Origin of the sequence: Streptomyces liliifuscus (assembly GCF_016598615.1) — a bacterium.
GTDB classification, from domain to species: domain Bacteria; phylum Actinomycetota; class Actinomycetes; order Streptomycetales; family Streptomycetaceae; genus Streptomyces; species Streptomyces liliifuscus.
Genome location: NZ_CP066831.1, coordinates 1,006,179 through 1,019,856 on the forward strand (window position 1 = coordinate 1,006,179; position 13,678 = coordinate 1,019,856).

Annotated in this window: 10 protein-coding genes; all 10 read left to right on the forward strand. The window is 70.5% G+C overall.

Annotation, left to right across the window (positions count from 1 at the left end; genetic code table 11):
• The first annotated feature begins 5 nt into the window (after positions 1–5).
• The 10 genes from JEQ17_RS04360 to JEQ17_RS04405 all read left to right on the forward strand — a co-directional run bounded on the left by JEQ17_RS04360 (position 6) and on the right by JEQ17_RS04405 (position 13,642).
• Positions 6–383: a MerR family transcriptional regulator gene (locus JEQ17_RS04360; RefSeq protein WP_200393942.1), complete on the forward strand. Its 378-nt coding sequence runs from the start codon at positions 6–8 to the stop codon at positions 381–383.
• Positions 384–447: 64 nt separating this feature from the next.
• The gene (locus JEQ17_RS04365; protein ID WP_200393943.1) at positions 448–1,299 is read left to right on the forward strand and encodes a class I SAM-dependent methyltransferase; all 852 of its coding nucleotides are present in this window, start codon (positions 448–450) and stop codon (positions 1,297–1,299) included.
• 48 nt (positions 1,300–1,347) lie between these two features.
• Positions 1,348–1,884 (forward strand): hypothetical protein, encoded by a 537-nt coding sequence (locus JEQ17_RS04370; RefSeq protein ID WP_200393944.1) that lies wholly within the window; start codon positions 1,348–1,350, stop codon positions 1,882–1,884.
• A gap of 67 nt (positions 1,885–1,951) precedes the next feature.
• Positions 1,952–3,463 carry a HEAT repeat domain-containing protein gene (locus JEQ17_RS04375; protein ID WP_200393945.1) on the forward strand — a complete coding sequence of 504 codons (1,512 nt, stop codon included), beginning with the start codon at positions 1,952–1,954 and terminating at the stop codon, positions 3,461–3,463.
• Between the two features lie 110 nt (positions 3,464–3,573).
• Positions 3,574–5,025: a hypothetical protein gene (locus JEQ17_RS04380; RefSeq protein WP_200393946.1), complete on the forward strand. Its 1,452-nt coding sequence runs from the start codon at positions 3,574–3,576 to the stop codon at positions 5,023–5,025.
• A 126-nt stretch (positions 5,026–5,151) separates the two neighbouring features.
• A complete protein-coding gene (locus JEQ17_RS04385; RefSeq protein ID WP_200393947.1) occupies positions 5,152–6,414 on the forward strand; it encodes an AAA family ATPase in 1,263 nt (420 codons plus the stop codon).
• Positions 6,411–7,685: a vWA domain-containing protein gene (locus tag JEQ17_RS04390; protein ID WP_234048060.1), complete on the forward strand. Its 1,275-nt coding sequence runs from the start codon at positions 6,411–6,413 to the stop codon at positions 7,683–7,685. The genes JEQ17_RS04385 and JEQ17_RS04390 overlap by 4 nt, the downstream gene beginning before the upstream one ends.
• Positions 7,686–7,920: 235 nt before the next feature.
• The gene (locus JEQ17_RS04395; protein ID WP_200393948.1) at positions 7,921–10,152 is read left to right on the forward strand and encodes an MMPL family transporter; all 2,232 of its coding nucleotides are present in this window, start codon (positions 7,921–7,923) and stop codon (positions 10,150–10,152) included.
• On the forward strand, positions 10,145–10,654 hold the full coding sequence (locus JEQ17_RS04400) for a hypothetical protein (protein ID WP_200393949.1): 510 nt from the start codon (positions 10,145–10,147) through the stop codon (positions 10,652–10,654). Before JEQ17_RS04395 ends, JEQ17_RS04400 begins: the two co-directional genes overlap by 8 nt.
• Positions 10,655–10,828: 174 nt before the next feature.
• Positions 10,829–13,642, forward strand: coding sequence for an ATP-binding protein (locus JEQ17_RS04405; protein WP_234048061.1), 2,814 nt, complete (start codon positions 10,829–10,831; stop codon positions 13,640–13,642).
• The last annotated feature ends 36 nt before the right edge of the window (positions 13,643–13,678 follow it).

Below are 13,678 nucleotides of genomic sequence, written 5' to 3' on the forward strand. Positions count from 1 at the left end.
ACGGCATGCGCATCGGAGAGCTCGCCGAAAGGGCCGGCGTCAGCGTCCGGTCCCTGCGCTACTACGAGGAACAGGGCCTGCTCACCAGCACCCGCAGTGCCAGTGGTCAGCGGCACTACACGGACCACGAGGCCGAGCGCGTCACCTTCATCCAGCGGATGTACGCGGCAGGTCTGTCCAGCCGGACCATCACCGAACTGCTCCCCTGCGTCGACTCGCCCAGCGATGAGAACTCGGACGCCGCCCTCGAACGCATGGGCCAGGAACGCGACCGGCTCACCGCGCACATCGCGGAACTCGTTCAGACCCGCGACGCCCTGGACGGTCTGATGGCCGCGAACCGGGCACACCGTGAGCAGTCCCAATCGGCCGCATGCGTCTGACGCCGCCCCCGTGCCCGGCCCCGACGCGGTGACACGGGACAAAGCGGGGCGTCACCATGTACGTATGACGGACGAGACGATCGTGAACACGCATCAGGCCGAGGCCTGGAACGGCTATGAGGGCACCCACTGGGCCGACCACCAGACGCGCTACGACAATCTCAACGACGCCGCCAACGGGCCTCTCCTGGCCGCCGCCCGCATCAAGGACACGGACGCGGTCCTCGACATCGGCTGCGGCAACGGACGTGTCACCCGCCTCGCGGCCGACCGAGGAGCCAGTGCCCTCGGCGTCGATCTGTCCGTGCCGATGCTGGAGCGGGCCAGGGCGAGCGCCGCCGAGGAAGGGATCGACAACGTCTCCTTCGTACAGGGCGACGCGCAGGTGTATGCCTTTCCCGAGGCGGGCTTCGACGTGGCGCTCAGCCGCTTCGGGGTGATGTTCTTCGCCGATCCGGTGGCCGCGTTCGCCAACATCGGACGGGCTCTGCGGCCGGGCGGACGCCTCGCCTTCGTCTGTCCGCAGGCCTTCAGCCGTATGGAACAGTCCGTCGTCCTCGCGGCCGTCGCCGAGCATGTGCCCCTGCCCGACCTGTCCCAGGACACGAAGACCGGCCCCGCCTCCTTCGCCGACCCCGAACGCACCACGGGCGTACTGCGCGACGCCGGCTTCGAGGACGCCGGCGCCGAGGCGATCGAACGGACACAGCTGTGGGGCGAGGACGCGGAGGACGCCGCGCACTTCCTCTTCGGCTGGGGCCCCATGCGGCACTGGCTGCGGGACACCGACCCGCAGGCCACGGAGCGCGCCCGGCTCGCGGCCGTCGACGCCTTTCGCGCCTACGAGTCGGACACCGGCGTACGGCTGACGGCCCGCCTCTGGCTGGTGACCGCCACCTGGCCGGGGGGCGCGTAGACGAGCCAGTCGCGAGGCGGGAGCAGCGATGGAAAAGGGGGCAACGGCATGAACCGGCCGCTTCTCTACCTCGACGTGGACGGGCCGCTCAACCCCTACGCCGCCAAGCCGCACCGGCGACCCGCGGGCTATGCCACGCATCGGATGAAGCCCGAGGGCTGGATCGCCCAGCACCCCGGCACGCCGCGGGCCTACGTAAAGCCCCTCCGGGTCTGGCTCAACCCCGAACACGGTTCCCGTCTACGGGAGTTGGGCGAGCGGTACGACCTGGTGTGGGCGACGACCTGGGGCGCGGAGGCCAACACGTTCATCGGGCCTGTCATCGGCCTTCCCCGGTTGCCGGTCGTGGACTGGCCGACGACACATGACATACGCCCGGACGGCACGTTCTGGAAGACCCGTCACCTCGTCGCGCACGCCGAGGGCCGCCCGTTCGCCTGGGTCGACGACGATCTCGACGACACCGACCGCGCGTTCGTCGCCTCGCACCACGGGAGCCCGGCGCTTCTCCATCATGTCGACGCCCGGATCGGGCTGCTCGACACCGACTTCGCCGTTCTCGACTCCTTCGCCCGCGCCCTGTGATCGTCGGCGGACCCGCCCGCCGTACAACCTCCGAGCTGCTCGGAAGTCTTCCTTTCCGGGGTGCAACATGGGATCGGAACACCAGATCGCCTTCTTCCTGCGGGAGTTGGCGGGACGCAACACGCAGCGTCGCGTGGCGGCGGCGAAGGGGCTGGGCAGGGTCGGCCGTCGCGAGCACGCCTGGGTGCTCGCCGAGACGGCCGGTGACCCGGTGCCCCAGGTGCGCGAGGCCGCGGCCATCGGCCTCGGCCGGCTCGGGGTTCCAGAGGCGGGCAGGGATGTGTTGCCGCTCCTGATGGGCGACATGGATCCATGGGTACGCCGCAGGGCCTCGCTCGCCGCGATCCACCTCGAGCTTCGCGGCGACGGGATCGTACGGGCCTTCGCGGAGCTGCTCAAGGACCCTGAGTACCACGTCCGTATCAACGCTCTCGTCGGGCTGACGGCATTGGGCGCACCCGGCGATGTCCCGGCGCTGGTGAGCCTGCTCGGCGATCCGGACGGCGCCGTGTGGGGACGGGCACGGAGTCTGATCTACGACCTGAGGGAGGATCCGGCCGTGAAGGCCGAGGTGATCCGGACAGCCCGGGAGGGCGACGCCGCCGCACGCACGGAGGCGCTCACGCTGCTGCCGCGCCAGTGCGACGAGCGGCTGCTCGACTCGCTGCTCGCGGGGTTGCGCGACCCGTCCCCCGACGTACGGATCGCGGTGGCGCGACGGCTGTCCGACATGGAGACGCCGCAGGTTCGTGACGCCCTTGCCGCAACTCTTGACACCGAACAGAGCCCGGCCGTGGCGGCGCGTCTGCTGGGCATGCTGGAACAGCCGGACGACCGGCAGTTGATCGGCCCGGCACGGCGATGGCTTCGCGACCCCGTGGCCGGTCCGGCGGCCGCTCGCGCGCTGGGAGAGGTGGACACCGGAACGGCCGTGGAACTCCTGCGCGGCGTCATCGACGACAAGGCGGTACCGGGACCGACGCGTGCCGCCGCCGCGAAAGCCATTGGCGAGTGCGGGAGATGGGACGCCGTGTGGCAGTTGCTCCCGCTGCTCGACGACCCGGACGCGGACGTGCAGGAAGGTGCCGTCGACGGCCTGGGCGCAGCCGTCTACAGAGGGCTGCGCCTCTGGGAACGTTGGCCCGTGACACACGTTCTGGTCGATCGCCTCGCGTCGGAGCCCAGCACCGCCTACCGGACCGGCTACGCCCTGATCGGGCTGCCCGACGCACTGCCGGCCCTGCGGCGCCTGGCCCACAGTGCCGAGGCGGCCGAGGTCAGGGCCGCGGTGCTCAGGCTGCTCGTCCCGGAGGACCTTGATGCCCCCGGTCGCGGCAGATACGGATCCGAGGAGGACGTACGCCTCTTGGTGCGGGGGCTCGACGACCCTGAGGAGCCGGTCCGCTACAGCGCCGCGCTCGCTCTCGAGCAGTGGCTCAAGTTCGGCTTCGCGCTCCCGCCAGACCGCGAGGCGCTGCACGAACGGCTGGAGACCCTCACCTCGGACCCGTCCTCGCGGCTGCGGCAGGCCGTGGCCGCCGTGCTCGATGCCCTCGCCGATCCAGGTGGCCGGAACTGACTGCCACGGAAAACCACCTGACAGGTCGACGGGAGGGCGATACTGTCGCTCGCGATGACGACTCACTCTGTTGACAGAATGGGGGTCCCGTCCGCGCAAGGTGAGTGCTGATGCTCACTGACACCGCGTACGAGGATCTCCGCCTTTCCTTCTGGCCGCGCGTGCGAGAGTTCGCCGTGCCGCCCTCCATGATCGAGACTGCCACCGCGCGTCGCCTCGCCGGGGACTGGGCAGGGGCGTGTGCCGCCGCGGGCATCGACGTCGATCTCGATCTGCGATCCCTGGCTCGCACCCGAGGCCGGGATCTCGCCGCCCAAATCCGCGCGGATCTACGCCACTTGGCGCCTGACCTGTTGCGCTGGCACATGCCGAGGATCGCTCCCCACGGGTTGCTGCGCCCCGGCCTGACGATCGCTCTGACGCGGTACGACGCGGTGGAGCGTGACGGCCTGGGCACGCGTGACGGCCCTGGCCCGGTGACTCTGGTGGTCCGGACGGCGCCCGCCTGGGCGGATGCCGGTCAGCGCGTCAGCCTCGCGCTGTGGGACGGATCCCACGCCGACGCCGGCGCCCTCCGTCACCCGCATCCCCGTCCGAACCGGCGGTTCCGTCTCGATCTGCACCGTCATCTGTGGGACGCGCGCAGGAGCGACGAGCTGCGGGTCCGGTCGGGGGCCGATCGGACCCCGACCGGCGAGGGCCTTCTCCCGGTGAACCCGGATGTGCGGGAGCCGGTGCCGTGGGATCCGCGTTGTGCCGTCGACCGGTGGGCCGCCGAGGCAGGGATACTGCTCCGCGCCGAGGGAAGGTCCACCGGTACCGTCGCCGTGCGGCTGGGGTCCGGGCAGCGGTTGCTGCTGGACCTGGTCGCGGACGGTGAGGGCCCGGGGCAGCCCGGGTTCACCGTCGCGGTGGCGCGCACGAGAGGGGCCGCCGCCGCGCTGCCGGTCCTGCCCGACGCGGCGACCTGGACACTGCCCGACCTGGAACTGATCCGCAGTGGTTCGATCGGGATCGATCGGCTGCACCCGCTGGTCGCTTCGGCGTTGGCACCGGACCAGTCCCCGAAAGGTCCCTGCCTGAAAGGTCCCTCCGGGGCCGCCGGGCAGGCACCCGCCGCGCCGGGGCAACCGCACCTCGTGGAGTGCCGGGGAGAACAGCACCGGATCGGCCTGGTCGACGGCGTCCTGTCCCCGCTGGATCACGACCCTGCCGAGATCCGTCGGGAAGAACTCCTGGCCGAGCTGACCGGCACACCACTCCCCTGCCTCCAGACCATCGACACGGCCCATCGCCATCCGGACTGCCTCACCGGAGTCCAAGAACGCCTCCACCACGGCGACATCGCCGGAGCACTGGCCGTCGTCGAGGGCCTGCTGGGCCCCGACGCACTGCTGCGCGACGGCGCGCTACGGGACGAACTGGAGGCGGCCGCGCGGCGGCGCATCCTCTACGGGCTCTTCCGGGCGGACCTCGCCGGCCCGGGACCCGGCCGCGTCCGCCCGAGTCCGCCTCGCCCTCCCGGCCACCGCTCCCGTCCACGCCACACGACCGGCCGCTGATCCAGGGGCGTCTTTCCCTGGCTTCCGCTCGCCCCTGTCCTCGGCTCGCCCCTGTCCTCCCTCCCTCCTGCCCCCTGCTCGCCCCTGCCGTTACTCGCCGCTCCACGAACCCTCAGGTGATCAAACATGCCCTCATACAGCCCGTTCGCCGCGCCCGACGCACCCTCCGACCCGACGCACATCTCCCAACTGGACATCGCCGGCGACCTGTTGGCCCGCCTGCGCGACACCACCACGGAACCGCGCCCCGACATCCAGCTGGAGGCCCTGACACTGGCCGTCGCCGCCGACCTGCCCGTCCTCCTGTGGGGCGAGCCGGGTATCGGCAAGACCGCGGCCCTGACACAGCTCGCCGCGTCCCTGGACCTTCCACTGACCACCGTCATCGCCAGCGTGCACGAGCCGTCGGACTTCTCCGGGCTGCCCGTCATCGGCGACGATCCCGCGGAACAGGGCGTCCCGATGGCCCCGCCGGACTGGGCCGTCCGGCTGGTACGGGCCGGCCGCGGGCTGCTGTTCCTGGACGAGTTGTCCACCGCGCCTCCCGCCGTGCAGGCCGCGCTGCTTCGCCTCGTACTCGAACGGCGCATCGGTGACCTGCAGTTGCCGCCCGGCGTACGTATCGTGGCCGCCGCCAATCCGCGGTCCTCGGCGGCCGACGGCTGGGAGCTGAGCCCGCCCCTGGCCAACCGGTTCGTCCATCTCCAGTGGACCCACGACCACGACGTGGTGGTCCGGGGCCTCGGCGGGACATGGCCGCGGGCCACTCTGCCGCGGCTGGATCCGGAGCGGCTGCCGGAGGCCGTGCGCTTCGCCCGCCGCGCGGTGTGCGAACTCCTCTCCGCCCGCCCCGGACTCGTACACCGGCTGCCCAGCAACGAGACGCGTCGGGGCGGACCTTGGCCGTCTCCGCGGAGCTGGGAGATGACCCTGTGTCTGATCGCCTTCGCGACCGCGGCCGGCTCCTCACGGGAGGTGCTGTCCCTGCTGGTCAGGGGAACTGTGGGGGACGGCCCCGGTCTGGAACTGCTGGCCGGTCTGGACCGTATGGACCTGCCGGACCCCGAACTGCTGCTCGCCGAGCCGGAGTCCGCCGTCCTTCCCGAGCGGGGGGATCTGCGGCAGGCCGTGCTGGACGGTGTCGTGGCCGCCGTCCGCAAGCGCCCGGACAAGGCGCGCTGGGACGCCGCGTGGGCGCTCCTGGTGCGGGCGCTGGACACCGGATCCCCGGACCTGGTGGTCGTCCCCGCGACCACTCTCGCCTCGCTGCGACAGCAGGACTGGGACGTTCCGGCATCGATCGAGCGGCTGGCCGGGGCGGTGTCCATCTCCCGGCGGGCGGACCGGGCGGCGGCCCGGGCCGCGGTCGCAACCAAGGCGAGCCGGTGATCCCGGAGCCGACGAGGGCGCTGGACCTCGACAAGCTCTTCGCCGCCCGACTGCAGGCGGCCCGGGCCCGGCCCTACCTGGCGACGGCGCTGTTCGCCCTGCACACCGTGGAGTCGCGTTCGGTGCCGACGATGGCCGTCGACCGGCACTGGCGGTGCTACGTCTCACCGGCGTTCGTGGATCACACGCCGGTGGAGGAACTGGCCGGTGTGTGGGTGCACGAGGTGTCGCATCTGTTGCGCGACCACCACGGGCGCAGCGACAGGGTCGCGAGGGAGCGCGGTCTGACCGGCCCCGGGGAACGGCTGCGTATGAACATCGCCGCGGACTGCGAGATCAACGACGACGTGTACGGCGACGGGCTGGCCTGGCCCCAGGACGTCGTCGAGCCGGGCTCCCTGGGGCTGCCGGAGGGGCAGCTCATGGAGGACTACCTGCGGCAGTTCCGGCTCGGGCCGCGCACGCAGAGCCACGCCTGGCTGGACTGCGGCAGTGGGGCGGACGGTCTGGACAGGGAGTGGGAGCTGGGGCCGAACGGTGCGCACGGCCTCAGCGCCCAGGAACGCGACGCCGTTCGGTTCCGGGTGGCGCAGGGCATCAAGGGCCGTCCCGGGAACGCCCCCAAGGCGTGGCAGCGCTGGGCCGAGGAGGCGTTCCAACCACCGCAGCCGTGGCGGGAGTTGCTGGGCGCGGCGATCCGTTCGGCGACCTCGGGCTCCGGCGCGGGCCAGGACTACAGCTACGGCCGTCCCTCACGCAGGTCGGCCGGGGTGCCGGGCGTGGTGCTCCCCAGTCTTCGGCGCAGGCCGCCCCGGGTCTCCGTGATCATCGACACCTCCGGCTCGGTCAGCGACGCCGAACTGGGCAGTGCGCTCCGCGAGGTTGCCGCGATCTCCCGTGCCGTGGGCGGCCGCCGGGACCTGGTCTCCGTACTGCCGTGCGACGCGGCCGCCGAGGTCGTGCACCCGTTGTGCCGTGCCGAGGGGATTCCGCTGCTCGGCGGCGGGGGCACGGATCTGCGCACGGGCTTCGCCAAGGCGCTCCGTGCCCGGCCGCGGCCGGACGTGATCGTGGTCCTGACCGACGGTCAGACACCCTGGCCGAGCGCGCAGCCGTCCTGCCGGACGGTGGTGGGCCTGTTCCCTCGGCCGTACGACTCCGCGCCGTACGACTCCGGGGCGCACGACGAGGACAATCCCGAGTACGTCCCCGACACACCGCCCACGTGGGCTCGCGTGGTGGAGATCGGCTCGACATCCGCCGCTCGGTGATCCCTTCAGGTCAACTCGCGGACCGGGTTCCGGATTCATGTCCGCCGGTGCGCAGGGCGAGTCCGTAGACCTTCGACGTGGAGGCCGGGCCGGCCGAAGACCGCACCGTGGCTGTGACCCAGTTCACATCATCCGGATCGAACTCCTGGGCCGGTCCTGCGTCTTGTCTGCGCGCAGCCGAACGACCTCGTGCCGGGATCCGCCTCCATGAGATCCCCTCGATCAAAGGATGGACATGTTTGACCGCGTTGCGGAATTGACGGTTCGGTGGCCCAGAGCTGTGCTTGTGGTGGCCTCCGTCCTCGTGGCTGCGATGAGCGTCGTGGGAGTGGGCGCCTTCGGGAAACTGGTGGGCGGCGGCTTCGACGACCCGGACTCGCAGTCCACACAGGCCAGTCGGGTCATCGACGAGAAGTTCGGCGGTGAAGCGAACCTGGTGCTGCTGGTCAGCGGTGGCACCCAGCGCGTCAGCGACCCGGCGGTGGAGCAGGACGGCCGACAGCTGGTGGACGAGCTGCGCAAGGAACCCGAGCTCGGCAACATCGTGTCCTACTGGGACACGCGGAGCGACTCGCTGCTTGCCCGTGACGGCCGTTCGGCCATGGTCCTCGCCCATGTGAAGGGCGACGAGTCGACGCGGGAAGAGCACGCGCACGACATCATCGACGGCTACGCGGGCCGGTACGAGGGACTCACCGTCAAGGCCGGCGGCGGTACGGCGGTGGGCGCCGAACTGTCGGAGCAGGTCCTCAAGGACCTCCTCCTCGCGGAGATCATCGCGGTCCCCGTGACGCTGCTCCTTCTTCTCATCGTGTTCGGGGGCGTGGTCGCGGCTCTGCTGCCGCTCGCCATCGGCACGGTGGCGGTAGCCGGGACCTTCGCGGAACTCGCCCTCCTGGGCAGCGTCACCGACGTGTCGGTCTTCTCGATCAACCTGACCACCGCCCTCGGGCTCGGACTCGGCATCGACTACGCGCTGTTGATGATCAGCCGTTTCCGGGAGCAGCTCGCCTTGGGTGCCAGCGTCGCCGATGCGGTGAGAACGACGGTGCACACCGCGGGACGAACGGTCGTGTTCTCGGCCGGCACGGTCGCGGTCGCACTCACCGCGCTCCTGGTCTTCCCGCAGTACTTCCTGCGCTCGTTCGCCTACGCCGGCGTGGGTGTGGTCGTCATCGCTGCCGTCGGCACCCTCTTCGTGATGCCCGCTCTGCTCATGCTGTTGGGGCATCGCATCAACAGCGGCAGGCTCCCCTGGCCCAAGGCCGACCGCCGGCGCGCACCGTTCTGGGGCCGGCTGGCCGGGACCGTGATGCGCCGACCGGTGCTGACCAGCGTGCCGGTCCTCGCGGTGCTCCTGCTCGCCGCGGCCCCGCTCCTCGGCGTCACGTTCGGTACCCCCGACGAAAGGGTCCTTCCCGAGGACGCCACGAGCCGGCAGGTGTCCACCGCGTTGCGGGCGGACTTCGAGGGCGACGACGAGGCGGCCATCCAGGTGGTGGCCGACGGGTCCGTGAACTACGAGGCTGTCGACGCGTACGCGGGGAAGCTGTCACTCCTCGACGGGGTCGTTCGTGTCGAGGCGGCGACAGGCACCTACGAGAAGGGGAACGCTCAGGCTCCAGGACCGGCGAACAAAGCCCTGGAACGCCCCGACGCGCAGCGGGTCACCGTCATCGGTACCGCTCCGCCCAAGTCGGACAGCGCGCAGTCCCTCGTCCGGGCGGTCAGGGACGTCGCGGCGCCCGCCGGCGCCAAGGATGTCCTGGTCGGAGGGGGAGACGCGGAGCTGCTCGACACCAAGGAATCGATCGCGAGCCGACTGCCCCTGGCCGGCGGCCTGGTCGCCGTCACCACGTTCGTCCTCCTCTTCCTGTTCACCGGAAGCATCGTCCAGCCGGTCCGTGCGCTGGCCCTGAACATCATCAGCCTGGCCGCGGCGATCGGCGCGATGACCTGGATGTTCCAGGACGGCCATCTCAGCTCCGTACTGGGATTCACGGCCCAGCCGATGGACACATCGATGACGGTGCTGCTCTTCTGCATCGCCTTCGGGTTGTCCATGGACTACGAGGTGTTCGTCACCAGCAGGATCAAGGAACTCCACGACGACGGCGAGAGCACCGAGAACGCCGTCGTCCACGGCCTCGGACACACCGGGAAAATCGTCAGCGCCGCGGCCTGTCTCCTCGCGGTCGGATTCTTCGCGTTCGCCACGGCGAAGGTCAGCTTCATGCAGATGTTCGGCCTCGGCAGCGGTCTGGCCATCCTCATCGACGCCATCGCCGTACGCGGAGTACTGCTGCCTGCCGCCATGCGGCTGCTCGGCCGATCGGCCTGGTATGCGCCGGGGCCGCTCCGTAAGTTCCACCAACGTTTCGGAATCAGTGAGAACGGCCCCGCAAGCAGCCACGCCACCGCGGGAGTCGAACCAATTTCAATGAAGGAGTCCGCACGAAATGCGTAACCTTATGAGGATCGGCGTTGCCGCCGGAGTCGGCGTCGTCCTGCTGACCGGCTGCCAGAGCGACGATTCCACCGACGACGCGTCGAACGACAGGCCGTCGGCGCAGGCGACGAACGCGGCCGGGGAAGTCCCGACCACCCCTGGAACACCGAGCGGCTCCGGTGCGAGTGGCCAGGCGGACAGCCTCGACGGCGGATGGCTCGGAGAATCCGATGTCGACAAGGTCGCGATGATCGTCCAGAAGAAGAAGGTCATGCTCGCCTTTCAGTCCGCGGACGGTCAGAAGCGGCAGGCGTGCGAGGGCCTTCTTCAGCAGAAGTCGATTCTTCTCAAATGCGTCGAGGACAACAAGGACCGGCTGAAGGGAACCGTCGAGATATCGAGCGGCGAGAAGATCGCGATTGCCTGGACGTCCGGCAAGAAGGATCTCCTGACGAAGAGCGGTAACGGTCAGATGGACTTCTCGCAGTGGGGCCTTCCGTCGCCTCCGGCGGCCGGCTGAGATCTCGCTTCCCTCCCGAATACGGCGGAATTTATCAGCCGTACCCGTCCCGCCCCTGTCCGCCGGCCCTCCTCTCGACGAACCTGACCGTGCCCGACCAATACGGGAGGCTTCATGGCACCCCTTTCACCGTCTGCCCCGGAAGGCGACCGGAATCGCACAGGCAATTACGGTGTGAACTCGGTCGGTCGTCTCGTCGGACGGTCGGCGGAACTGGCGATCATCGACGGGCTCTTCGGGACTGCCGCCGCAAGGGGTACGGCGCTGATGCTGACCGGAGAGGCCGGGGTGGGCAAGAGCGCGCTGCTGGACGCCGCGGCGCTGCGCGCTCGCGAGACCGGCTTCCGGGTTCTGCGTGTCGTCGGCTCCCAGTTCGAGGAGGGCGTCAGCTTCTCGGCACTGAACCAGATACTGCAGCCGCTGGCCGGAGAGATCGTCGCGCTGCCCGCACGGCAGGCGGAGACCCTGCAAGTGGTCCGCGGGCTGTCCGAGGGGCAGCCGACCGAGCTGCTGGCCATCGCGAACGCCGTGCACATCCTGCTGTCCCGGGCCGCTGCCGGAAGCAGTCCTCTGGCTCTGGTCATCGATGACGTGGCGTGGGTGGACCGCCCCAGCGCCGCGGTTCTCAGTACGGTCGCCCGCTGCATACGCACCGGCTCCATCGCGCTGCTGGCCGCGTCCCGGACCGGCGACGAGTCCTTCCTCAGCAGCACCGGGACACCCACGTACGAGGTTCGGCCCCTGGACGACGTATCGGCGAACGAGCTGGTGACCGAGCGGTTCCCCGCCATGGCGTCCAGGGTCCGCCGGCGTCTTGTCGCGGAGGCCCGGGGAAACCCCCTAGCGCTGCTGGAGTTGCCCGTCTCGCTCAACGACGCACAGCAGTCGGAGCGAGGAACGCTGCCGACGGTGCTGCCGTTGACCGAACGTCTCAAAAGAATCTTCTCCACGCGGGTCGGCGCGCTCCCGGACGCCACCCGGAAACTGCTCCTGCTCGCGGTCCTGGACGGCTCGGGCGAGTTGCACATCCTTCGGCAGGCCTTGGGCGACCCCGACGGCCTGACGGAGCTGTGTCCTGCCGAGAGGAACGGACTCGTGCAGGTCGACAGCCTGACGGGCCGTCTGGTCTTCCGGCACCCGCTCACCCGGTCCGCGGTCATGGATCTGTCGACCAGCGCCGAACGCCGGTGGGGACATCTGGCACTCGCCGGGGAGCTCCCGGAAGGGTCCGAACGCCGGGCACGGCACCTCGCCGAAGCCGCCGTGGGCCCCGACGACCAGGTGGCCGCCCTTCTCCATCAGGTGGCCTACAGCACCCTGCACCGGGGTGACGCCGTCGGTGCCGTCACCACCCTGCTGCGCGCCTCGGAGCTGAGCAGCACGGGGACTGCCAAGGGACGAAGGCTGGCCGAGGCGGCCTACCTGGGCGCCAACATCACCGGTGACCTCCGCAACGTACGCGCCCTGCTGGACCGTGCCGGACGCGCCGATCCGATCGGCGCCGACTCCCTGGCGGCCGCCGTCGCCGCGGCCAGCCAACTCCTCAACGGCGAGGGCGACGTGGACACCGCCCATCAGCTTCTCGTCGGTGCCGTCGACCACCACGGCGTGCCCGCCGGGGCGGACTACACCATCCTCCGCGAGGCGCTGCACACCCTGCTGGGTGTGTGCTTCTTCGGCGGACGGCCGGACCTGTGGCGGGCCTTCGACCGTGCCGTCGCGCGATACCGGCAGTGCTCCTCGGATCCCCTGCTGACGGTGATGCGGGGCGCCTTCGGCGATCCGGCCCACGCGGCACTGTCCGTACTGGACCGTCTCGACGAACTCATCTCCGGCCTCCACCAGGAGACCGACCCCACACGCATCATCCGGGCCGCCGTCTCCGCCACCTATGTCGACCGACTGCCGGGCTGCCGCAGCGCGTTGCGGCGCGTCATCGACGACGGCCGGAACGGCGGTGCCATCACGTCGGCGATCGAGGCGCTCTTCCTCCTGGCGAACGACGCGTACACCAGCGGGCAGTGGGACGAACTCCGCAGAACCACGGACGAGGGTCTCGGGTGGTGCGCGACATACAACTACCGCGTGCTGGGATGCGCTGCCCAGTTCCTCCAGGGGCTGGTGGCCGCCGCACAGGGAGACAGCACCACCGCTCGGCAGATCGCGGACCGCCTCATCTCCTGGGGGAATCCCCGAGGCCTGGGCATGCTCCGCTTCTACGCCTCCCACATCCGCGCCCTGTCGGCTCTCGGCAGCGCGGACTTCGACGCCGCCTACCGCTTCCTGGGCGAAGTGGGCACCCCCGGAGAACTGCCGCCGCACATGCCGCACGCTCTGTGGCTCCTCCTGGACTTCACCGAGGCCGCCGCCCACTCCGGCCGCCACTGCGAAGCGGCCGCGCATGTCGCGGTGGTCAGGAAGACAGACATCCCGTCGATCTCACCGCGGCTGGCCATGCTGACGGATGCCGCCGAGGCGATCGCCACCCCGCACTTCGTGGACCATGAACTGTTCGAAGCCGCCATCGCCACGCCCGGCGCCGAACGATGGCCGTTCGACTGGGCCCGGATCTGTCTGGCGTACGGCGAAAGGCTGCGCCGGGCCAAAGCGGGCGTCGAGGCCCGCGTGCACCTGGAAGCCGCGCTCAGCACGTTCGAGCGCCTGGGAGCCACCCCCTGGAGCGCGCGGGCGGGCAACGAGCTGCGGGCGAGCGGGATCCCCATCAGGACGGTCATCCCTGGCGCGGCCCCGCCCTCACAACTGACCCCGCAGGAACGGCAGGTGGCACAACTGGCCGCGACCGGACTGACCAACAAGCAGATAGCCGCGCGGCTGTTCCTGTCTCCCCGAACCGTGGCAGCCCATCTGCGCAGTGTCTTCCGGAAGTTGAACGTCACCTCACGCGCCGGACTTCGCGACGCCCTGACCGGGCTGGCCCAGCCGTCCTCGCCGTCCGCGCTCGAAGACAGCATGCCTTCGGCTCCGTGATGGCTGCCGCGGACGGCCCGCCTGCGAAGGTGAACA

What these genes read in the sequence shown, in the direction of transcription:
- JEQ17_RS04360 (WP_200393942.1), top strand. Translation starts at nt 6, where the DNA reads ATGCGCATCGGAGAGCTCGCCGAAAGGGCCGGCGTCAGCGTCCGGTCC.
- JEQ17_RS04365 (WP_200393943.1), top strand. Translation starts at nt 448, where the DNA reads ATGACGGACGAGACGATCGTGAACACGCATCAGGCCGAGGCCTGGAAC.
- JEQ17_RS04370 (WP_200393944.1), top strand. Translation starts at nt 1,348, where the DNA reads ATGAACCGGCCGCTTCTCTACCTCGACGTGGACGGGCCGCTCAACCCC.
- JEQ17_RS04375 (WP_200393945.1), top strand. Translation starts at nt 1,952, where the DNA reads ATGGGATCGGAACACCAGATCGCCTTCTTCCTGCGGGAGTTGGCGGGA.
- JEQ17_RS04380 (WP_200393946.1), top strand. Translation starts at nt 3,574, where the DNA reads ATGCTCACTGACACCGCGTACGAGGATCTCCGCCTTTCCTTCTGGCCG.
- JEQ17_RS04385 (WP_200393947.1), top strand. Translation starts at nt 5,152, where the DNA reads ATGCCCTCATACAGCCCGTTCGCCGCGCCCGACGCACCCTCCGACCCG.
- JEQ17_RS04395 (WP_200393948.1), top strand. Translation starts at nt 7,921, where the DNA reads ATGTTTGACCGCGTTGCGGAATTGACGGTTCGGTGGCCCAGAGCTGTG.
- JEQ17_RS04400 (WP_200393949.1), top strand. Translation starts at nt 10,145, where the DNA reads ATGCGTAACCTTATGAGGATCGGCGTTGCCGCCGGAGTCGGCGTCGTC.